The sequence below is a fragment of the Siccirubricoccus deserti genome, assembly GCF_014283215.1.
Classification (GTDB): Bacteria; Pseudomonadota; Alphaproteobacteria; order Acetobacterales; family Acetobacteraceae; genus Siccirubricoccus; species Siccirubricoccus deserti.
Window position 1 is genome coordinate 24,047 of record NZ_JACOMF010000032.1, and the last position, 20,548, is coordinate 44,594.

The 20,548-nt window shown below is 70.1% G+C and carries 22 protein-coding genes and 1 pseudogene; 13 read left to right on the forward strand and 10 right to left on the reverse strand.

The annotated features are described in order from the left end of the window. Window positions 1-110 precede the first annotated feature (110 nt). The 3 genes from H7965_RS20290 to serB form a co-directional block, all read right to left on the reverse strand. Entirely contained in the window at window positions 111-392 is a 282-nt protein-coding gene (locus tag H7965_RS20290) for a hypothetical protein (RefSeq protein WP_186772411.1), read from the reverse strand. A gap of 169 nt (window positions 393-561) precedes the next feature. Next, on the reverse strand, window positions 562-1,344 hold the full coding sequence (locus H7965_RS20295; RefSeq protein ID WP_186772412.1) for an enoyl-CoA hydratase/isomerase family protein: 783 nt from the start codon (window positions 1,342-1,344) through the stop codon (window positions 562-564). A gap of 85 nt (window positions 1,345-1,429) precedes the next feature. Continuing rightward, window positions 1,430-2,323 (reverse strand): phosphoserine phosphatase SerB, encoded by an 894-nt coding sequence (gene serB, locus H7965_RS20300; protein WP_186772413.1) that lies wholly within the window; start codon window positions 2,321-2,323, stop codon window positions 1,430-1,432. A 29-nt stretch (window positions 2,324-2,352) separates the two neighbouring features. On the opposite strand from serB, the gene miaA reads away from it, so the two are divergent. From miaA to H7965_RS20340, 8 genes and pseudogenes are all read left to right on the forward strand, one after another. Next, window positions 2,353-3,306: a tRNA (adenosine(37)-N6)-dimethylallyltransferase MiaA gene (miaA, locus tag H7965_RS20305; protein ID WP_186772414.1), complete on the forward strand. Its 954-nt coding sequence runs from the start codon at window positions 2,353-2,355 to the stop codon at window positions 3,304-3,306. Between the two features lie 86 nt (window positions 3,307-3,392). Further along, on the forward strand, window positions 3,393-5,186 hold the full coding sequence (locus H7965_RS20310; protein WP_186772415.1) for an acetolactate synthase 3 large subunit: 1,794 nt from the start codon (window positions 3,393-3,395) through the stop codon (window positions 5,184-5,186). A gap of 92 nt (window positions 5,187-5,278) precedes the next feature. Then, window positions 5,279-5,803, forward strand: a complete 525-nt coding sequence (gene ilvN / locus H7965_RS20315) for an acetolactate synthase small subunit (RefSeq protein ID WP_186772416.1) — start codon at window positions 5,279-5,281, stop codon at window positions 5,801-5,803. Between the two features lie 29 nt (window positions 5,804-5,832). Further along, window positions 5,833-6,849 carry a ketol-acid reductoisomerase gene (ilvC, locus tag H7965_RS20320; protein WP_186772417.1) on the forward strand — a complete coding sequence of 339 codons (1,017 nt, stop codon included), beginning with the start codon at window positions 5,833-5,835 and terminating at the stop codon, window positions 6,847-6,849. Between the two features lie 91 nt (window positions 6,850-6,940). Further along, the gene (gene puuE / locus H7965_RS20325; protein ID WP_186772418.1) at window positions 6,941-7,873 is read left to right on the forward strand and encodes an allantoinase PuuE; all 933 of its coding nucleotides are present in this window, start codon (window positions 6,941-6,943) and stop codon (window positions 7,871-7,873) included. A 210-nt stretch (window positions 7,874-8,083) separates the two neighbouring features. Further along, window positions 8,084-8,680, forward strand: a pseudogene (locus H7965_RS32025) (tripartite tricarboxylate transporter substrate-binding protein); the annotation flags it as partial. 17 nt (window positions 8,681-8,697) lie between these two features. Next, window positions 8,698-8,925, forward strand: a complete 228-nt coding sequence (locus H7965_RS31790; RefSeq protein ID WP_186772447.1) for a tripartite tricarboxylate transporter substrate-binding protein — start codon at window positions 8,698-8,700, stop codon at window positions 8,923-8,925. Then, entirely contained in the window at window positions 8,925-9,239 is a 315-nt protein-coding gene (locus tag H7965_RS20340) for a cupin domain-containing protein (RefSeq protein WP_186772419.1), read from the forward strand. Before H7965_RS31790 ends, H7965_RS20340 begins: the two co-directional genes overlap by 1 nt. 8 nt (window positions 9,240-9,247) lie before the next feature. Here H7965_RS20340 and H7965_RS20345 read toward each other — a convergent pair whose 3' ends face one another. After that, complete coding sequence (locus H7965_RS20345; RefSeq protein WP_186772420.1) at window positions 9,248-10,216, reverse strand: hydroxyacid dehydrogenase; 969 nt, start codon at window positions 10,214-10,216, stop codon at window positions 9,248-9,250. 309 nt (window positions 10,217-10,525) lie between these two features. Between H7965_RS20345 and H7965_RS20350 the strand changes: the two genes are divergently transcribed. Then, entirely contained in the window at window positions 10,526-12,118 is a 1,593-nt protein-coding gene (locus tag H7965_RS20350) for a 2-isopropylmalate synthase (protein WP_186772421.1), read from the forward strand. A gap of 245 nt (window positions 12,119-12,363) precedes the next feature. Here the strand turns inward: H7965_RS20350 and H7965_RS20355 are convergent, their stop codons facing one another. The 3 genes from H7965_RS20355 to H7965_RS20365 all read right to left on the reverse strand — a co-directional run bounded on the left by H7965_RS20355 (window position 12,364) and on the right by H7965_RS20365 (window position 13,812). Beyond that, entirely contained in the window at window positions 12,364-12,561 is a 198-nt protein-coding gene (locus tag H7965_RS20355; RefSeq protein WP_186772422.1) for a NepR family anti-sigma factor, read from the reverse strand. Between the two features lie 72 nt (window positions 12,562-12,633). Next, the gene (locus tag H7965_RS20360) at window positions 12,634-13,227 is read right to left on the reverse strand and encodes a sigma-70 family RNA polymerase sigma factor (RefSeq protein WP_186772444.1); all 594 of its coding nucleotides are present in this window, start codon (window positions 13,225-13,227) and stop codon (window positions 12,634-12,636) included. A 69-nt stretch (window positions 13,228-13,296) separates the two neighbouring features. Next, window positions 13,297-13,812, reverse strand: coding sequence for a sigma-70 family RNA polymerase sigma factor (locus H7965_RS20365; RefSeq protein WP_229682663.1), 516 nt, complete (start codon window positions 13,810-13,812; stop codon window positions 13,297-13,299). Window positions 13,813-13,959: 147 nt separating this feature from the next. Between H7965_RS20365 and H7965_RS20370 the strand changes: the two genes are divergently transcribed. From H7965_RS20370 to H7965_RS20385, 4 genes are all read left to right on the forward strand, one after another. Then, window positions 13,960-14,715 (forward strand): PhyR family response regulator anti-anti-sigma factor, encoded by a 756-nt coding sequence (locus tag H7965_RS20370; protein WP_186772423.1) that lies wholly within the window; start codon window positions 13,960-13,962, stop codon window positions 14,713-14,715. A gap of 102 nt (window positions 14,716-14,817) precedes the next feature. Further along, entirely contained in the window at window positions 14,818-14,982 is a 165-nt protein-coding gene (locus H7965_RS20375) for a DUF1328 domain-containing protein (protein WP_186772424.1), read from the forward strand. A gap of 79 nt (window positions 14,983-15,061) precedes the next feature. Further along, a complete protein-coding gene (locus tag H7965_RS20380) occupies window positions 15,062-15,685 on the forward strand; it encodes a hypothetical protein (RefSeq protein WP_186772425.1) in 624 nt (207 codons plus the stop codon). 8 nt (window positions 15,686-15,693) lie between these two features. Next, complete coding sequence (locus H7965_RS20385; RefSeq protein ID WP_186772426.1) at window positions 15,694-17,535, forward strand: ABC transporter ATP-binding protein/permease; 1,842 nt, start codon at window positions 15,694-15,696, stop codon at window positions 17,533-17,535. Window positions 17,536-17,548: 13 nt separating this feature from the next. Here the strand turns inward: H7965_RS20385 and H7965_RS20390 are convergent, their stop codons facing one another. From H7965_RS20390 to H7965_RS20400, 3 genes are read right to left on the reverse strand one after another with little or no spacing between them, the layout of a single operon-like run. Continuing rightward, window positions 17,549-18,034, reverse strand: a complete 486-nt coding sequence (locus tag H7965_RS20390; protein ID WP_186772427.1) for a CinA family protein — start codon at window positions 18,032-18,034, stop codon at window positions 17,549-17,551. Then, complete coding sequence (locus H7965_RS20395; RefSeq protein ID WP_186772428.1) at window positions 18,034-18,498, reverse strand: phosphatidylglycerophosphatase A family protein; 465 nt, start codon at window positions 18,496-18,498, stop codon at window positions 18,034-18,036. The genes H7965_RS20390 and H7965_RS20395 overlap by 1 nt, the downstream gene beginning before the upstream one ends. A 31-nt stretch (window positions 18,499-18,529) precedes the next feature. Further along, the gene (locus H7965_RS20400) at window positions 18,530-20,500 is read right to left on the reverse strand and encodes a lytic transglycosylase domain-containing protein (RefSeq protein ID WP_186772429.1); all 1,971 of its coding nucleotides are present in this window, start codon (window positions 20,498-20,500) and stop codon (window positions 18,530-18,532) included. Window positions 20,501-20,548: the final 48 nt, after the last annotated feature.

Genomic DNA, 20,548 nt, shown 5'->3' on the forward strand with positions numbered 1-20,548 from the left:
CATCTTCGGGCGGCGGCGGGCACGCATGGGCACGCCCGCCGCTGTCCGGCATCAGGGCGCCTTGTGGTTCACCCGTGCGCCGCGCGGCGGGCGGGACCGCTCGGCGATCGTCATCGCCTGGGCCGACAGCGCCGGCGGCGGGTTGCGGTGGTCGAACCCTCCACCCGCACCCCCTGCGGCGCGACCGCCACGGCCACTGGCGGGGGTGGCACGGCGGTGTCCGACAATTGGGTGGTGATGCGCAGCCGGCTGCCGGCGCGGTGGGTGCTGCCGTTCAGCACGTAGCGCAGGCCGCGTTCCTGTCCTAGCTGACGCGGGTCCACCATGCGCCCGGCATAGGAATGGCTGGTTGCCGAAGCGATGACGAAAAGGCTCCCGATGCCGGCGGGCACGGCGACGATGCCTCGATCAGCCCTTCGGCGAACCAGGCGTCCTCGGCGCTGCCCGGCGGTACCCGGAAGTCCAGGTGGCAGGCCGTGGCAGCCTGCAGCCGGGCGCCGTGCCTTTCGTCACAGAGGCCGGGACGGCGGCGGCCGCAGCGCCGCCACCCGGCGCCCCGGGTCAGCGCCCCTGGAAGACCGGCTTCCGCTTCTCAAGGAAGGCGCGCATCGCCTCCTTGCTGTCCTCGTAGCGGCCGAGCTCGGCGGTCATCTCCTGCTCGAAGCGATAGCCGTCGCGCAGGCTCGACCACTCGATGGCGTTCGCCGTGTGCTTGGCCATCTTTGTCGCCACCGGGCTTTTCGAGGCGATGTCCCGCGCCATCGCCATGGCGGTGGGCACGAGCTGATCGGGCGGCAGCACCGCCTCCACCACGCCGAGCCGCAGCAGCTCCGACGCCGGCATGCGATAGCCGGTGAACATCATCCGCCGCACCGTCGAATGGCTGAACAGCCGCATCGCGTGCCGGCCGCCGCCCATCAGCCCGACATCGATCTCCGGCAGCCCGAGCACCGCAGTCTCCGAGGCAAAAAGGATGTCGCAGGAGGCGACCAGCGCCAGCCCGGCGCCAAGCGCGGCGCCGTTCACCGCGCCGATCACCGGCTTCCGGCATTCGTAGACGGCGTTGTAGCACTCGCGGGCCCGGCGCAGGTGCTGCAGCCCGTCACCCGGCTGGCGGGTGGCGGCGCCGGCGGCGCGGTCCTTCAGGTCGGCCCCTGCCGAGAACACCTTGCCGGCTCCGGTCAGCACCGCGCAGCGGATGTCGTCCCGCTCGGCGATCCGATCGAAGGCGAGCGACATCTCCTCGTTGAAGCGGCGGCCCTGGGCGTTGACGGGCGGGGCGTCCATCGTCACCAGCGCGACATGGTCGGCCACCGTCACCTTGATGAGTTGCAGATCGTCCATGGCTATCCTCCTTGATGCGGCGCGCAGGGTAGTGCGGCGGCGCGCCGCGTCGAGAGGCCGAACGGCGCGGGCGGCTGCCGGGGCCTCAGGCCGCGCTGATCTCCGCAGCGCGGTAGCCCTGGGCGAAGAGCAGGGCGCGCAGGTCGGCATGGTCCACCCGCGCCCGCGCCGCGGCGGCGACCACCGGCTTGGCACGGAAGGCGACGCCAAGCCCAGCGGCCTGCAACATCGCCAGGTCGTTGGCGCCATCGCCCACGGTCAGGGTCGCCGTCAACGGCAGCGACAGCTCCGCCGCCAGCCGCTTCAAGGTGGCGAGCTTGGCGTCGCGGTCGAGGATCGGCTCCCCCACCTTGCCGGTGAGCTTGCCATCCGCCACCAGCAGCGTGTTGGAGTAATGCGCATGGAAGCCGAGCCTGTCCGCGACCCGACCGGTGAAGAAGGTGAAGCCGCCGGAGACGATGGCGCAATGCGCGCCATGCGCCCGCATGGTGGCGACCAGCGCCCCGGCGCCGGGGGTCATCTCGGTCGCCTCCCAGGTACGCTCCAGCGCCTCGGCCGAGAGGCCTTCCAGCATGCCGACGCGCTCGATCAGCGCCTGGCGGAAGTCCAGCTCGCCGTTCATGGAGCGGCGGGTGATCTCGGCGATGCGCTCCTTCAGCCCGGCATAGGCGGCGATCTCGTCCAGCGTTTCCGAGGTGACGATGGTGCTGTCCATGTCGGCCAGCAGCAACGCCTTGCGGCGGCCCTCGGCGGGCTGGGCGATGAGGTCGATCGGCGCCTCACCGAGGGCGGCGCGGGCGGCGGCGATGGCCTGATCCGGCGCCAGCTCGGCGAAGGGCAGGTCGGCGGCCTCGGCCGGCGCCAGCCAGTCCGGGGTGCCGGCGGAGGCGCCCAGGGCGGCGAGCGCCTCGCGGGTGCGGGCGAGGTCGGGCGCGGCAAGGCCACCCGGCGGGGCGATCAGGGTCAGGATCTGCGACATGGGGCGCGGACCATGACGGGGCGCCCGGCATGACGCAACCATCGGCCGCTCCATTCGCCATCCTCCTGGCCGGCCCGACCGCCAGCGGAAAGTCGGCCCTGGCCCTGGCGCTGGCCGAGCGGTTCGGCGGCACCATCATCAATGCGGATTCGATGCAGCTCTACCGCGAGCTGCGGGTGCTGACCGCCCGGCCTACCGCGGAGGAGGAGGCGCGCGTGCCGCATCGCCTTTATGGAGTACGTCCGGCGGCGGAAGCGGCCAGCGTCGCATGGTGGCGGGAGCAGGCGCTGGCGGCGATGGCGGAGGCGTCGCTGCCGATCCTTTGCGGCGGCACCGGCCTCTATTTCGCGGCGCTGACCGAGGGGCTCTCCGCCATCCCGCCGGTGCCGCCAGCGGCGCGGGAAGAAGCGCGGGCGCTGTTGGCCGAGTTCGGTGCTCCGGCGCTGCATGCGCGACTGGATGCCGAGACCGCAGCGACGCTTCGTCCCGGCGACAGCCAGCGCATCGCACGAGCCTATGAGGTGCTGCGCGGCACCGGCCGCGGCCTGGCGGAATGGCAGCGGGAGGCGGCGCATACCGGCCCGGCCCCCTGGCGTTTCGCCGCCCTCCGGCTGGACCCGCCGCGGGAGGCGCTGCGGGCCGCCATCGCCGCCCGCTTCGATGCCATGCTGGAAGCCGGCGCGCTGGAGGAGGTGAGGGGGCTGGTGGCCCAGGGGCTCGACCCCGCCCTGCCGGCGATGCGGGCGCATGGGGTGCCGGAGCTGGCGGCCTATCTCGCTGGCCGGATGCCGCTGGCGGCGGCACGGGAGCGGGCGGTGCTGAACACCGGCCAGTACACCAAGCGGCAGGCGACCTGGTTTCGCCACCATCTTCTGGCTGCCGTGCCCGACACGCATATCATCCATGCGCGTATCGAGGGCAACGCGCAATTTCAGGAAAGCAGAATCGCGGAAATCTTGGCATTTATTGAACAGCGGCGTTGACGCGCCGCAGCAAGGGGGCTAACGCTCCCCGGTCGCCGTGCCCTGGGCTGAGACCCGGCACGGCGCCTGGTATCAAGGAAGCCGCCATGTCCGCCACCGCCCAGACCACGACCGAAGCTCGCACCATGAATGGTGCGGAAATCGTCCTGCAGGCGCTGAAGGACAATGGCGTCGAGGTCATCTTCGGCTACCCGGGCGGCGCGGTATTGCCGCTCTACGACGCGCTGTTCCAGCAGAATGCCATCCGCCACATCCTGGTGCGGCATGAGCAGGCGGCGGTGCATGCCGCGGAGGGCTACGCCCGCTCCACCGGCAAGGTGGGGGTGGTGCTGGTGACCTCCGGCCCCGGAGCGACCAACGCCGTCACCGGCCTGGTCGATGCGTTGATGGACAGCATCCCGGTGATCTGCCTGACCGGCCAGGTGCCGACCCACCTGATCGGCAATGACGCCTTCCAGGAGGCCGACACCACCGGCATCACACGCCCAGCGACCAAGCACAACTACCTGGTCAAGGACATCAACAAGCTGGCCGGCGTGGTGCATGAGGCCTTCTACGTGGCGAAATCCGGCCGCCCCGGCCCGGTGGTGATCGACCTGCCGAAGGACATCCTGATCGGCAAGGGCCCCTACACCGAGGCGCCGCAGACCGAGCACCGCAGCTACCGACCGGTGACCGAGCCCGATCCGGCGCAGATCCAGGCCGCGGTGCAGCTGCTGAAGCGGGCGAAGCGGCCGATCGTCTATGCCGGCGGCGGGGTGATCAATGCCGGGCCGGAGGCCTCGCGCCTGCTGACCGAATTCGTCCGCATGGCCGGCATGCCCTGCACCAACACGCTGATGGGCCTAGGCGCCTATCCGTCCAGCGACCCGCAGTTCCTCGGCATGCTCGGGATGCACGGGACCTATGAAGCCAATCTGGCCATGCATGGCTGCGATGTGATGCTCAACATCGGCGCCCGCTTCGACGATCGGGTGACCGGGCGGCTGAACGCCTTCTCGCCGGCCTCGAAGAAGATCCACGCCGACATCGATCCCTCCTCCATCAACAAGAACGTCAAGGTGGACGTGGCGGTGGTCGGCGATGCGGCGCGGGTGCTGGCGGCGCTGCTCGAGGCGTGGAAGGCCGATGACGCGGTGCAGGACCGCGCGGCGATCGCCGAATGGTGGCGGCAGATCGATGCCTGGCGCGGCACGGACTGCCTGCAGTACCGCCAGGAAGGCAGCATCATCAAGCCGCAGCACGCGGTGCGCCGGCTGTACGAGATCACCCGCGAACTGGGGCGGGAAACCTTCATCACCACCGAAGTCGGCCAGCACCAGATGTGGGCGGCGCAGTATTTCGGCTTCGAGAAGCCGAACCGCTGGATGACCTCGGGCGGGCTCGGCACCATGGGCTACGGCCTGCCGGCGGCGATGGGGGTGCAGATCGGCCATCCGGATGCGCTGGTCATCGACATCGCCGGCGAGGCGAGCATCCTGATGAACATCCAGGAGATGGGCACGCTCGCGCAGTACCGACTCCCTGTGAAAGTGTTCATCCTGAACAACGAATACATGGGCATGGTGCGGCAGTGGCAGGAGCTGCTGCACGGCAGCCGCTATTCGGAAAGCTACAGCGCCTCGCTGCCGGATTTCGTCAAGCTGGCCGAAAGCTTCCACGCCCATGGCATCCGCGTGACCCATGCCGACCAGCTCGATGCCGGCATCCGCGAGATGCTGGCGCATCCGGGCCCGGTGATCGCCGATATCGCGGTGGCGAAGGATGAGAATTGCTTCCCGATGATCCCTTCCGGCGCCGCCCATAACGAGATGATCCTGGCGGCCGGCCAGCAGGGCGGGGTCGCCGGGGTGACGGATGAGGGGAAGGTACTGGTCTAGCGCGTCACCGCCGCCCCGGCCCCCTTGCTTCCGGTGAGGGGGTGGACTCGTGCCGCAGCTTCCCCTACCCGACGCCTGATCGAAGAACCCACATGCCCGACGCATCCGACCCCACCTTCCGCAACGCGACCATCGCCGTGCTCGTCGAGAACGAAGCGGGCATATTGGCGCGCGTCGTCGGTCTGTTCTCCGGCCGCGGCTACAACATCGAGAGCCTGACCGTGGCGCCGGTGGATGCTGAGCGGCGGCTCTCGCGCATCACCATCGTGACCTCCGGCACCGACATGGTGATCGAGCAGATCAAGGCGCAGCTCGATCGGCTGGTGCCGGTGCACAAGGTGAGCGACCTGACCGTGGAAGGCCCGCACTTGGCACGCGAGATGATGCTCATCAAGGTTGTGGGACGCGGCGAGCAGCGGATGGAAGCGCTGCGCCTCGCGGATGCCTTCCGCGCCCGGGTGGTGGATGCGACCACCGGGAGCTTCGTCTTCGAGATGACGGGGGCGGGCGACAAGCTCGATGCCTTCATCGAGCTGATGCGGCCGATCGGGCTGGCGGAAGTGTCCCGCACCGGTGTCGTCGCCATCGCGCGCGGCGCGCGCAGCCTGCAATCCTGAGCCAACCCGAGTAGAGGAGAAGCGCAGCCATGCGCGTTTACTACGACCGCGATGCGGATGTGAACCTGATCAAGTCGAAGAAGGTCGCCATCATCGGCTTCGGCAGCCAGGGCCATGCCCATGCCATGAACCTGCGCGACAGCGGCCAGAAGGACATCGCCATCGGCCTGCGTCCCGGCGGCTCCGCCCAGAAGGCCGAGGCCGCGGGCTTCAAGGTGATGACCCCGGCCGATGCGGCGAAATGGGCCGACGTCATCATGGTGCTGACCCCGGACGAGGGCCAGGGCGACCTGTACCGCGAGCATCTGCACGCGAACATGAAGCAGGGCGCGGCGCTGGCCTTCGCGCATGGGCTGAACGTGCACTTCAACCTGCTCGACCCGCGCCCCGATCTCGACGTCTTCATGATCGCGCCGAAGGGCCCGGGCCACACGGTGCGCAGCGAGTACCAGCGCGGCGGCGGCGTGCCCTGCCTGGTGGCGCTGGCGCAGAACCCCTCGGGCAATGGCCTCGAGATCGCGCTGAGCTATGCCAGCGCCATCGGTGGCGGCCGCGCCGGCGTCATCGAGACCACCTTCAAGGAGGAATGCGAGACCGACCTGTTCGGCGAGCAGACCGTCCTCTGCGGCGGCCTGGTCGAGCTGATCAAGGCCGGCTTCGAGACGCTGGTCGAGGCCGGCTACGCCCCCGAAATGGCGTATTTCGAGTGCCTGCACGAGGTGAAGCTGATCGTCGACCTCATCTATGAGGGCGGCATCGCCAACATGAACTACTCGATCTCCAACACCGCCGAGTACGGCGAGTACGTCACCGGCCCGCGCATCATCACCGCCGAGACCAAGGCCGAGATGAAGCGCGTGCTGGCCGACATCCAGACCGGCAAATTCGCCCGCGACTGGATGCTGGAGAACAAGGTGAACCAGGCCAGCTTCAAGGCCACCCGCCGCAAGCTCTCCGAGCACCCGATCGAGGAAGTGGGCGAGAAGCTGCGGGCGATGATGCCCTGGATCAAGAAGAACGCGCTGGTTGACAAGGCGAAGAACTGAGCCTTCGCCAACGGCGGGATACCGGGGCGCCATCCGCAAGGGTGGCGCCCTTTCTGTTGCGCCGCCCGCCCCGCCCGGCCAGACTTCCGGCATGAGCGACGCGCCCCATCTGCTGGCTGCCGATACCGAACACCCCCGCGACTTCCGCGGCTACGGCCCGAACCCGCCCGACCCGCACTGGCCCGGTGGCGCCCGGCTCGCCCTCTCCTTCGTGCTGAATTACGAGGAGGGCGGCGAGAACACCGTCCTCAACGGCGATCCGCACAGCGAGGCCTACCTGCATGAAGTGCCGGGGGGGCAGCCGCGGATGGGTGAGCGTGACCTCTCGACCGAGACCCAGTTCGACTACGGCGCCCGCGCAGGGGTGTGGCGGATCCTGCGGCTCTTCGCCGAGCGCGGCCTGCCGCTGACCATCTATGCCGTCGGCCGGGCACTGGAGCTGAACCCGGATGTCGGCCGGGCCTTTGCAGATGCCGGGCATGAGGTGGCCAGCCATGGCTGGCGCTGGATCGACTACCGCCATGTGCCGGAACACGTCGAACGCGCCGAGATCGCCCGCTGCGTCGCGGTGATCGAACGGAGCACCGGGACGAAGCCGGTCGGCTGGTACACTGGCCGCATCAGCCAGCGCACCCGGCGCCTGGCCGCCGAGCATGGCGGCTTCCTCTACGACTCCGATTCCTATGCCGATGACCTGCCGTATTACGTCCGGGCGGCGGGCAAGCCGCTGCTGGTCATCCCCTATACGCTCGACAACAACGACATGAAGTTCGCCGTCCCGCCCGGCTTCACCGCGAATGACGGCTTCACCCAGCATCTCACCGATGCCTTCGGCATGCTGCGGCGGGAAGGGGGGCGGATGATGTCGGTCGGGCTGCATTGCCGCCTTGCCGGGCGTCCTGGCCGCGCCGCAGCGCTGGAACGCTTTCTCGACCATGTGGTGCGCCACCCGGATACCTGGGTCTGCCGGCGTGCCGATATCGCCCGCCATTGGCTGGCGACGCACCCGCCGGCCGCTGGCTGAAACCATCCCGGTTGACAGCGAGCGCCGGGGGCGGCGCATGCTGCGGAAAAGCCCAGCGGAGACGCCCATGCCCGCCCGACCCGCCGCGCCGCCCTGCGGCTGGCGCTGGCCACCCCGCTGGCGATGCCGGCGCTTGCGCAGCCGCGCGGCATCGCCCGCATCATCGTCGGCTTCCCACCCGGCGGCAGCGCCGACACCACGGCGCGGTTGATGGCGGAGCGGCTGCGCGGCAGCTATGCGCAGAACGTCATCGTTGAGAACCGCGTCGGCGCCGCCGGACGGATGGCGGTGGAGGCGGTGAGGGCGGCGGAGCCGGATGGCGACACCATCCTTCTCACCGCCGCCAGCATGCTGGTGATCTTCCCGCATATGTATAGCCGGGCGACGCTGCGCTACGACCCCTTCACCGATCTGCTGCCGGTGACGCCGGCCGGCGAATTCCCCTTCGGCATGGGGGTCGGGCCGCAGGCCGGCAGCGTCGGCACGCTGCGGGAGTTCATCGCCTGGGGCCGTGGCCGGCCAGAGATTCCCTATGGCAGCGCCGCCGCCGGCAGCATGCTGCATTTCCTTGGCGTGCAACTGGCCAAGGCGGCCGGGTTGTCGATGACGCATATCCCCTATCGCGGCAGTGCCCCGGCGATCCAGGACCTGATCGGGGGCCGCACCGCTTGCAGCTTCCACCCGATGGTCGATCTGGCGGCGCATGCCGCCAAACCGGCCGGGCCGGTGCGGCTGGCGGCGGTCTCCTCCGAACAGCGGCTGGCGCGCTTCCCCGATGCGCCGACATTTTCCGAGCGGGGCTATCTGCAGCTCACCGGCACCGAATGGTTCGGCCTGTTCCTCCCGGCCCGCCCCCCGGCGCGGTGCTGGAGGTGCTGCACCGCGCCGCCACCGAGGCGGCAGCGCAGCCCGAATACCGCGAGGCGATCGCCCGGTTGGAAATGCGGCCCTATCCGCTCTCCCCCGCGGAGTTCGGCCGCCGCCTCAAGGCGGATTACGACAAATGGGGGCCGATCGTCGCCGAAAGCGGCTTCAAGCCGGAGGAGGGTTGATGAACACCTACCCGTTGGAGAAACGCGAGCTGGTCGCCGAGGCGCCGGGATTGCGCATGCAGATCCTGACCCTCGCCGCCGGGCAGGAGGTGCCCTGGCACTGGCATTCGGAGGTGACCGACACCTTCTGGTGCATGGACGGCCCGATGGTCATCGAGACCCGCGCCCCGCGCGAAGTGGTCGAGCTGCGGCCTGGCCAGATGTATGCGGTGCCGGCGAAGCGCGCCCATCGTGTCGCCGGCAAGGATGATGGGCGCTGCCGATTCGCTATCCTGCAGGGCGTCGGCAGCTATGATTTCCAGCCGGTAGGCTGACGCCGGCCTCAGCGGGCGAGCTCGGCATTCACCATGAAGGCGGCATCGCGCCTTCCGTCGAGCACGTCCACGATGTTCTGCGCCGCCTGCCGCGCCATGCGGGCGAGGCCTTCCTCGGTGCTGGCTGCATTATGCGGGCTGACAACGAGGTTGGGCAGCTTGAACAGCGGGTTGTCGGGGCTGGAGGGCTCCACCTCCAGCACGTCCAGCCCGGCGCCGTGCAGCCGTCCGCCGCGCAGCGCTGCCGCCAGCGCATCCTGGGCGACCAGCGGCCCGCGCGCGGTGTTCACCAGGATGGCGCCCGGCTTCAGCGCGGCGAAGGCGGCCGCGTCCAGCAGGTGATGCGTCGCCGGCGAGAGCGGGCAATGCAGGGTCACCACATCCGCCTCGGCCAATCCTTCATGTAGGTTGCGGACCGGGGTGAAGCCATCGGCGGCGATGCGGGCGGGATGGAAGCCAGGGTCCATCACCATCACCTTCATCTGGAAGGCGCGGCAGTAGCTCGCCACCCGGCTGCCGATGCGGCCATAGCCCACCACCAGAACGCTGCGCCCCGCCAGGTCGACCATTCCCGGCCCCTGGGGGAACCACCAGCCGCCCTGCTTCACATGCCGGTCGGCATCGATCGCGCGGCGCGCCACCGCCAGCATCAGCATCATCGCGTGTTCGGCCACGCTCAGGTCATTGGCGCCATTCACCACCATCACCGGAATGTCGCGCGCGGTGCAGGCAGGGATGTCCACCGTGTCGAAGCCGACGCCGTAGCGCGAGACCACCTTCAGCCGCGGCGCCACCGCCAGCGCCGCCTCATCCACCCGTTCCAGCCAGCACAGCACCGCATCGGCCGAGGAGAGGTGCTGGTGGAATTCCGCCACTGGCGGGTCGTGCAGCGCAACGATGTCGAGGTCCTCCCGCTCGTTCAGCACGGCCATGCCGGCGGGGTGGAGGGTGCGGCAGAGCAGGATGCGGTGCGGCATGGCGTCGGTCTCCCTGGGGTTTTGCCGCATGGTGAAACCTGCGGTGGGGCGGCGCCAGGGGCATCTCGGCGCTTGCCCGGCCGCCGAGGCCCGGCTAGGGTGCCAGCCAGGATGACCCTGAGCGCGCCCCTGTCCGGTCCTGATCGCGGCCTCGCCGCCGGTCCCGGCGCGCGCCTGCCCATCGGCCTCCTTCTCCTTCGACTTAGCCGCCCCTGGGCGTGACGTCCGGCTGACCGGCCGGCCACCGCTCAGGGGGACCTGAGGCGTCTCGCGCGCATCCTCGGCTCAGTCACACAAGGACCGTCACCCATGGCCATCACCCATCCCAGCTTCGGCACGCTGGACGACAACCGCATCATCTTCTTCGACACCACCCTGCGCGACGGCGAGCAATCGCCGGGCTTCTCGATGAACATCGAGGAGAAGCTGCGCATGGCCGAGGCGCTGACCGACCTCGGCGTCGACGTCATCGAAGCCGGCTTCGCCATTGCCTCCCCCGGTGATTTCGAGAGCGTGCAGGAGATCGCCAAGCGCTTCGCCAAGGACGGGCCGGTCATCGCCAGCCTGTCGCGCGCCGCTGCGGCCGACATCCTGCGCTCGGCCGAGGCGCTGAAGCCGGCCGCGCGCAAGCGGATCCACATCGTCCTGGCGACCTCCGACCTGCACATGCGGGTCAAGCTGCGGATGTCGCGCGAGGAGGTGCTGGAGGCAGTGACCGGCAGCGTCACCCTGGGCCGTCAGCACAGCGACGACGTTGAGTGGAGCGCCGAGGACGGCAGCCGCAGCGATCCGGACTTCCTCTGCCGCTGTGTCGAGGCGGCGATCAAGGCCGGCGCCACCACCATCAACATCCCCGACACCGTCGGCTATTCGATGCCGGAGGATATGGAGCGGATCTTCACCGACCTGCGCAGCCGCGTCCCCGGGGCCGACACTGTCATCTTCTCGGCGCATAACCACAACGACCTGGGCATGGCGGTGGCCAACACCATCGCCGCCATCCGCGGCGGCGCCCGGCAGATCGAGAGCACGATCAACGGCATCGGCGAGCGGGCGGGCAATGCCAGCCTGGAAGAGGTGGCGATGGCGCTGCGTACGCGGCGCGACGTGCTGCCCTTCGCCAACACCATCCAGACGCCGAAGATCCTGAGGACCAGCAAGCTGCTGGCCACCATCACCGGCTTCGACGTGCAGCCGAACAAGGCGATCGTCGGCCGCAACGCCTTCGCGCATGAAAGCGGCATCCACCAGGACGGCGTGCTGAAGGACGCCTCCACCTACGAAATCATGACGCCGGAGAGCGTCGGCTGGAGCAACAGCAGCCTGGTGCTGGGCAAGCACTCCGGCCGCGCTGCCTTCCGCGACAAGCTCAGGTCGCTGGGTTATGGCGAGATCGGCGACAACCAGCTGAACGACGCCTTCCGCCGCTTCAAGGACCTCGCCGACCGCAAGAAGGTGGTCTACGACGAGGATGTCGCCGCGCTGGTCGACGATGAGGTGGTCCGTGGCCACGACCGGGTGAAGCTGGTTGGCCTGACCGTCGCCACCGGCCTCGGCGTCCGCCCGATGGCGACCCTGGCGCTGGAGGTGGATGGCGAGCGGCGCGACGGCATGGCGACCGGCGATGGCGCGGTCGACGCCACCTTCATCGCCATCCGCAATGCCTTCCCGCACGATGTCGCGCTGAAGCTCTTCGCGGTGCAGAGCGTGACCGGAGGCACCGATGCGCAGGCACGGGTGACGGTGCGGCTGGAGGAAGGCGGCAAGCTGGTGGACGGGCAGGGCGCCGACACCGACACCATCGTCGCTGCCGCCCGCGCCTATGTGCATGCGCTGAACAAGCTGCTGGTGAAGCGCGAGCGCACCGCGCCAGCGGAGTTCCGCGCAACGGCTTCGGCCTGATGCAGGCGGCCCTGGACGCTGACGCGTTCAGGGTCCGTCCCTCAGATGTCTGGTGTCGCGCTGGCGGTCCCATTGGTATGGCGCCAATGGGCAGGGCTGCGAGCGGCCGCGGACATTCATCTGCACTGCCACGGAGCAGGCAGCGCAACCGCAATAGCCATCAGCCCACCGGCGCAGATTACTAGCCGGGTTTTCAGCCAGTGATCTGCGCCGGTAAAGAGGTCTGGACCTCGCCGCAATTTGTGCTATTTTTTGCGTGAGTTCAGATCGTCCTCGATCAACCGGAGGAGATCTTCCGGGATCGGCTCCTTGGCAACGGTGTCGTAGAGCTGGTGCAGCCCACGCTGCAGCCATAGGTCGAAGGCATGATCCACGCCTTCCTCCTTTCGGCCGGCATCGGGTCTGGCGACCTCGCCCGACCCCGTCTGGTCTGCTTTGCTCATCGCCCCCGCTGCCAAGGACGGGTAGGCGGTCAAGCCTCGCAGCTTGACCGCCCCGAACCGTGTCATTGCACCCTAGACTCCAATGCGAGTTTCGCCAATGGCAACGAGCAGCTTGCTGTCCTCGATCCGGGGACCGCTGCGCTCCTCGCCGGCGAGCCAGGTCTGCAACTGGCGCCGGGCCCGGAACACCCGGCTTTTCGCCGTGCCGACCGCGCAGCCGGTGGCCTGGGCAACTTCCTCGTAGGACAAGCCCTGCAGCACCACCATGAACAAGGCCTCCCGCTGCTCGGACGGCAGGCGGCCCAGTGCTCGGCTGAGCTCCTTCAGCACCATCCGATCCTCATGCGAGGCGTTCACCGCGAAGGCCGACATCGGCAGATCCTCGATGTCGGTAGTCTCGCGCTGCCGCCGCAGGGTGCTGATGAAGCGGTTGCGCAGAATGCGATGCATCCAGGCAGCGAAATTCGTCCCTGGCGTAAAACTGTCCTGTGCGGCCAGTGCATTGGCCACCGCATCCTGCACCAGATCCTCGGCCGCGGCCCGGTTGCGGGTCAGGGCCAGGGCCTGCACCCGTAGCTTCGGCAAGAGGGCAATCAACTGCCCATGGAACTCACCACGGTCGCTGCGGCTGCGCTGCTCGGGCTGGATGCTGGTGGTGCCGTCCATGTAGCTGCTCCCTTCGAGTGACATGCGAAGGAATGATCGCCGGCACCACAGGGTTGCATCGCACCGTCATCATCGCATCACAGGATCGAGAGCCTCCGCCAGTTGCTTCCGGGCGCGCGATACCCGCGCCTTCATCGTGCCGACAGGCACGCTGCAGATCGCCGCCGCCTCGGCGTGCGAAAGCCCCTGCGCGCCGACCAGGATCACCGCCTCGCGCAGCAGGGGCGGCAGCGTCGCCAGGGCGCGGGCCAGGTCGCGCATATTGCCCGGCGTTTCCTGCGCGGCCGGCGTCAGCGGCTCCTGTACGGTATCGCGCAGCCGCGCGGCCTCGCGCCGCCGGCCGCGGAGCTGTTCATGGAAGGTGTTGCGGACCACCGCCAGGCACCAGGCGCGCAGGTTGAGCGTGCCGGCCTCGATTTCCGCAGTGCGGCTGTCGAGAGTGCGCAGGCTGCGCATGATCGCTTCCTGCACCAGATCATCGGCTTCCGCGCGGGATCCCGCGAGGTATCGGGCGAAGGCGCGCAGCTCGGGCAACAATCCCGCGAGCATGGCGCGCAGCCCGCCGTCCGTCACTTGTCCCGTCACGCCTGCACCAATATCAATTCAAATGGATGACCGCGAGGATGCACTACGTGTGCTACGAATGAAATCCCGAGGAATGGGTGAGACGATCCGGCAGGCCCGTCGGGCAGACCAGGGATTGAGCGCAGACTGCGGTAAGGAGTTCAGGCCATGAGCGCCATGGATCGTGCAGCACTGATCCGCGCCTTGCCTTATGCCCGGCGTTATGCACGCGCCCTGACCGGCAGCCAATCCACCGGCGATGCCGTCGTGGCCGATGCGCTGCGCCGCGTGCTCGCCGGGATCGGCAACGACCTTACCGAGGACGCTGCGGCGCGTGCCGCGCTCTATGCTGCGATCGGCGACGAGGTGCGCGCGGCGGAAGCCTCTCGGGTGCTGGACCTGCACGACATCTCCCTGCTGCAGCGCATGCTGCTGCTGCTGACGGCGCTGGAGGAGCAGCCGCTGACCAGCGCCGCCGCCGCTTGCCGGATCGCCCCGCAGGCGGCGGAGCTGGAACTGCGGCTGGCGCGCGATGGCTTGCGCAGCGGTGCCGCGGCGCGGGTCCTCATCATCGAGGACGAACCGATCATCGCCCTCGACATCCAGGAGCTGGTCGAACGTTGCGGCCACAGCGTGGTCGGCATCGCCGCGACCGAAGCCGAGGCGGTGGCGATCGCCCAGGCCGAACGGCCCAGCCTGGTGTTGGCCGACATCAACCTCGGCGCTGGCGGTGACGGCGTCAGCGCGGTGGCGCGCATCCTGCGCGACCTGACCGCGCCGGTGATCTTCGTGACCGCCTACCCCGAGCGGCTGCTGACCGGCGAGGCGGTGGAGCCAGCCTTCGTCATCACCAAGCCCTTTGACCCGACCACGCTGGCGGTGGCGACCTACCAGGCCGTGACCCGCGGCGTGCGTCCGTTGTAGCGAATACGCTTCGGGATCATTGGCGCCGGATCGTTGGCTGGGCGGTGCAACCGCCGCGCACCCCCTGGCGTTCTGCGCGGCGGACCCTGACCGGAGACCGCCATGCTCTATTGGACCCTGATCTTCCTCGTTGTCGCATTGGTCGCTGGCCTGTTCGGCTTCGGCGGCATCGCCTCGGCCTCCGCCGGCATTGCCAAGGTGCTGTTTGCCATCTTCATCGTGCTGTTCCTGGTTTCGCTGATCTTCGGCGCCCTGCGCGGCGCCTGAGCTCATGCCGGTGTCGCGGCGGCCGATTGGCCTTGGCGTACTCGGGGCCGCCCTCTGGGGCGTTCTGGGATTGGCGGCCTTGCCGCGGCCGGGTGCGGCGCAATCGCCCGCGACGGGCGGCCGGGCTGGCGAACTGTGGTTCGACCCGACCCAGCTGCCTTCCTTCACCGGTACGGTGGAGCGCTACCTGCTGAACCCTCGCGGCGAGACCGATGCGCTGATCTTCCGCGAAGGCCCGCAGGTGGTCTTCCCCCCGGACATTGCCGCCGCGGTGCGCCACATCGCCCCGCCCGGCCGGCCAATCATCGTTTGGGGCATCCGTGCGCGCAACGCGCCGGTCATTACCATGCTCGCTTTCGCCTCCGGCAATGACGCGACGCCTAGCGTGGTGGAGCGCTTCTACTGGCGCCTGTCCAGGCGCCAGGCCATGGAGCGGGCTAGGCCGGTTACCGTCGCCGGCACAGTGAAACAGCCCTATTACGCGCCGCAGGGCGATGTCGCCGGCGCCATACTGGAGGATGGCAGCGTGGTGCTGCTGCCGCAGGGCGCGGTGGAGGCGTTCCGCGACCTGCTGAAGCCCGGGGCGAAGCTTGCCGCCGAGGGCATGGGCCATGCCGAGGATGCCGGGCGCGCGGTGCTGGCCGCCCGGCTCGGCGAGGCGCCCGAGGCGCTGCGTCCGGTGCCCGCCGACCCTGGCCGCTGAGGCCGACGATGCCTCCCCACCCAACGCCGCCGCCGGAGGGCCCGCAGGAAGGCTTCCTACGCCGCTTCGGGCGCCTGACCACCGAGTATTTCAACGGCGAGGAGAAGGGGCGGGCCCGTGGCCTGGCCGCCGGCGTGCTGGCGCTGACCCTGCTGCAAATCGCCATCCAGGTGCGCTTCAACATCTGGAACCGTGACTTCTTCAACGCGCTCGAGACCCGCGACCGTGCCGCCTTCTTCGGCCAGATGGGGCTGTTCCTGGTGCTGACCCTCGGCAGCATGGCGACCGCGGTGTTCCAGCTCTATGTCCGGCAACTGCTGCAATTGCATTGGCGGCAATGGCTGGTGCTGCGGCTGCAGCATCGCTGGCTGGAGGATGGCCGGCACTATCAGCTCAACTTCCTGCCGGATGCCGCCGACAATCCGGATCAGAGAATCAGCGAGAACACCCGCTGGGCAACCGCCATGGCAGTGGAGATGGCGGTCGGGCTGATCACCTCGGTGCTGATGCTGATCTCCTTCGTGGGCATCCTCTGGACACTGTCGGGACCGCTGCATGTCGCCTTCGGCGCCAATGAATTCGACATTCCCGGCTACATGGTCTGGGCGGCGCTGCTCTATGCCGGCATCGGCTCCGGCCTAACCTGGTTCATCGGCCGGCCGATGGTTGAGATCAACATCCGTCGCAACGAGGCCGAGAGCGACCACCGCTTCGCGTTGATCCGGCTGCGCGAGAGCAGCGAGGGCGTGGCGCTGATCCGCGGCGAGCCCGATGAGGAGCGCGGCCTGGCCGGCGCCTTCGGTCATGTCGTCACGGTGATGAAGGATCTCATGCGCAGCGAGCGGCGGCTGATGTGGCTGACCTCGGCCTATGGGATGCTGCTGACGGTGTTCCCGGTGCTGGTCGCCAGCCCGCGCTACTTCGCCGGCGCCATCACCCTCGGCGTGCTGATGCAGATCTCCTCGGCCTTCGGCCAGGTGACCACCAGCCTCAACTGGTTCGTCGACAATTTCCCCCGCATCGCCGACTGGCGCAGCCATGTCGAGCGGGTGATCGAGTTGGAGGACACGCTGGAGGCGGCCGACACCGCCGAGGCCGACAGTCTCATCCATATCGAGGAGGGTGGCGAGACGCTGGCCTTCCGCGAGCTGCAGATCGCCCACCCGGACAGAAACGTGGTGATAGACGAGGCGAATGCCGAGATCGCCCCTGGCGAGCGGGTGCTGATCGTCGGCGAGAGCGGTACCGGCAAGAGCACGCTGTTCCGCGCCATCGCCGGCCTCTGGCCCTGGGGTTCGGGCGAGATCCGCATTCCCGACCGGGCCGGCATGATGTTCATGCCGCAGCGGCCCTACCTGCCGCTTGGCACCTTGCGCGCGGCGGTGAGCTACCCGGCGTCGCCGCGGAAATTCAGCGATGCCGTGGTGCGGGCGGCGCTGGAACGCTGCGGCCTGCCGCATCTCGTGCCGCGGCTCGACGAGGAGGAGCGCTGGGACCGCATCCTCTCGCTCGGCGAACAGCAGCGGCTCGCCTTCACCCGGCTGCTGCTGCACAAGCCGCGCTGGGTCTTCATGGACGAGGCCACGGCGGCGCTCGACGAGGCCAACCAGGATGCGATGATGGCGCTGTTCCAGGAGGAGCTTGCCGACAGCGCCCTGGTGTCGATCGGCCACCGGCCTGGGCTGGATGCCTACCATGCTCGGACCCTGACGCTGGTGCGCGGCGCCGAGGGTGCCCGGCTTACCGCACGGCGGCGGCGCGGCCCCCCGCGCAAGGCCCAAAGCGACGCCGCGCCGGCGGCGGTCGCCGGCCGGGGGGCGCTACGGCGGCTGCTGCGCGGGCGGTCGTAATGCCCTGCCGCAGTCAGGCCAGGGCGCGCGCCAGCGCCAGCGCCTCGGCCACCGTCGCGGCGCGGACCGCGGTGCGGTCCCCTGGATAGACCCGGCGCAGCACCTGCGTGGCGCCACCCCGCCGCGCCGCGCCGACGAACACCAGCCCGACCGGCTTGCCCGGGGTTGCGCCGCCCGGGCCGGCTATGCCGGTGCAGCTCACCGCCACATCGGCGCCGCTGGCGGCCAGCGCGCCTTCGGCCATGCGCCGCGCCACGCTCTCGCTGACCGCGCCATAGCCCTCCAGCACGTCCCAGGGCACGCCGAGCATGTCGCGCTTGGCTTCGTTGGAATAGGTGACGAAGCCGCGGGTCACCACGGCCGAACTGCCGGGGATGGCGGTCAGCGCCGCGGCGATCAGCCCGCCGGTGCAGCTTTCGGCGGTGGCGAGGGTCAGGCCGTGGGTCTCCAGCAGGGCGAGCAGGTCGCGGGCGGCGTCCAGGGTCGCTTGGGGCAGCATCAGAGCGGTATCTCCGGAAAGGCGGCACGAAGCAGCAGGACCAGCGCGGCGGCGATCACCCCGGCGACCAGGTCATCGAGCATCACGCCGACCGCGCCATGCCGGCGATCCGCCCAGCCGACCGGGCCGGGCTTCAGGATGTCGAGGAACCGGAACAGCAGGAAGGCCAGGACGATCCCCCAGAAGCCGGCCCCGGCGGGCAGCGCCGCCAGCACCAGCAGCTGGCCCGCGCCCTCATCCACCACCACCCAGGCGGGGTCGGCGGCGGTATCCTCGCCGAGGACGCGATAGGTCGCCCAGAAGCCTGCGACCGCCAGCACCACGGCGAGGGCGAGGCAGCCGAGCGACCCGAGCAGCACCGCCGGCAGCACCAGCGCCGAGCCCCAGGTGCCGGGCCCGGGTCGCAGCCGGCCGATGCCCCCCATCGTCGCCACCAGCATGGCCAGCGCAAGACCCGGCCGCATCACGGCGGTGCTGCCGCGGAATCGAGCTCCGTCATCCGCTGTCGCGCAGCCAGGGCACCATCGGGTGCTCCAGTGCCGCGGTGGCAGGCTTGCGGGCGCGGTAGATGGTCAGGTTCTCCAGCACGCGCTGGACGTAGTTGCGGGTCTCGCCGAAGGGGATCAGCTCCATCCAGTCCAGCATCGGCAGGGCGCCGCCGCGCGGGTCGCCGTAGGTGCCGAGCCATTCATCAACCCGCCTGGGCCCGGCATTGTAGCCGGCGATGGCGAAGGGCAGGGTGCCGGAGAAGCGGGCCAGCAACTGGTCCAGATAGGCGGCGCCGAGCCGCAGGTTGTGGGTGGGATCGCTGGTCAGCATGCCGGTCTGATGTCGCAGGCCGAGCCGCCGCGCCACCGCCTGGGCGGTGGCGGGCAGCAGCTGCATCAGGCCGCGGGCATTGGCGGAGGAGACCGCCTCCGGGTCGAAATTGCTCTCCTGCCGGGCGATGGCGTTGACCAGCGCGGCCTCGGGGGCTTCGGGCGGCGCGGGATAGGGGCTCGGCCAGCCCTCGGCCGGCAGCATCAGCCCGGTGGCGCCGGCCCGGCGCACCACCCAGACGCAATGGTCCGGCCGGCCGATCCGCAGCGCCAGCCGGGCGACCAGCGCCTTGCCGGCGGGGTCCGCCGCCAGTTCCTCCAGCCGCAGCAGGAAGATGCGGGCGCGGCGGGCTTCGCCGATATCGGCCAGCGCCAGGATGAGCTGGGCCAGTTCTCCCTGCTCCAGCGCCTGCTGCTGGGCCGGGGTGGGCTGCGGCGGCGGCATGGCGGTGATCCGCGCCGAAAGCCGGGCGGCCGGCTCGCCCAGCGCCACCGAAGCAAGCTGGCCATAGAAGGCGAGGGGGAATTCCGCCGCCGCCGCATAGCACTGCCGGGCCCGCGCCGCCTGGCCTTGGGCCGCCGCGGCGCAGCCCTGCCAATAGGCGCTGCGGGCGCGGGTGATGACGCTGCGGCTGTCCTCGCCGACCCGGGTGAAATGCCGCTCGGCGGCGGCAGGGTCGCCCAGCCGGCGGAGAGCGACGAAGCCGGCGAGGAATTCCGCCTCCTGCCGCGGCTCTCCCGCTGCCTCGATGCCGTGGCGGGCGCAGACCGCGTAGGCGGCGCGGGCATCGCCCAGCCGCAGCAGCTTGCGGGCCAGCAACTGGCGTTCCGGCCAGGCGGCGCGGGCGACCTCGGCGGAGGGCTTCGCCGTCAGGGCGGTCCAGGCGGCGGCGGCCTCGGCGTCTTGGTCGCGGCGGCGCAGCCAGCGGGCGCGTTCCAGGGTGAGTGCCGGATCGGCCGGTGCGGCGGCGGCGAGGCTGGGGGAATCGGCATCCGGCCGGTCCGCGGCATAGGCCAGCCGGCCGGCGGCGAGGCCCTGTTGCGCCGGCGCAAGATAGGGCACCAGCCGGGATGCGGCGGCCCCCTCCCGCGCCAGGGCCAGCCGGTCGAAGCGGCGCCAATGGGCCTCCGGCGTCAGCACCGGGGCGGCGCGGTCGAGGAAGCCTGGCTCGGCGGCGGGGTCGGCCGGCGCCTCGGCCCAGCCGGTGCGCAGAACATTGGCGGCCTCCTCGGTTCGGCCGGCGCGGCCGAGGGCATCGGCCAGCCGCTGGTAGCCATCCAGGCTGCGCGGCGCGCGGGCGGCGAACCACAGCACGGCCAGTGTGTCGTCCGGCTCAAGCAGCAGGGCTTCCTCGACGCGGCGGCCGAGCAGCGCCTGCCCTGGCCATTCCGGGTTGCCGAGAGCGAAGCCGGCGATCTCCGCCGCGCCGGCGCCGCTGCTGCGCGACTGCAGCCGCATCCAGGTGATCATCCGGCGGATCGGCGGGTCCGCGCCCAGTGCGGCGGCCTCAGCCTCCGGCCAGCGCTGGGCATTGGCGAAGGCGATCGCCTGCCGGCCGGCGGCACGGGCAAGCGTGTCCTGGGCCGCGGCGGGGCGGGGCAGGGTGGGCGGCAGCAGGGCGAGGGAGAGCAGGGCGCGACGGCGCATCCCCGGCTTCTAGACCAGATCGACCGCCACCGGGATCGGCTAAAGCCG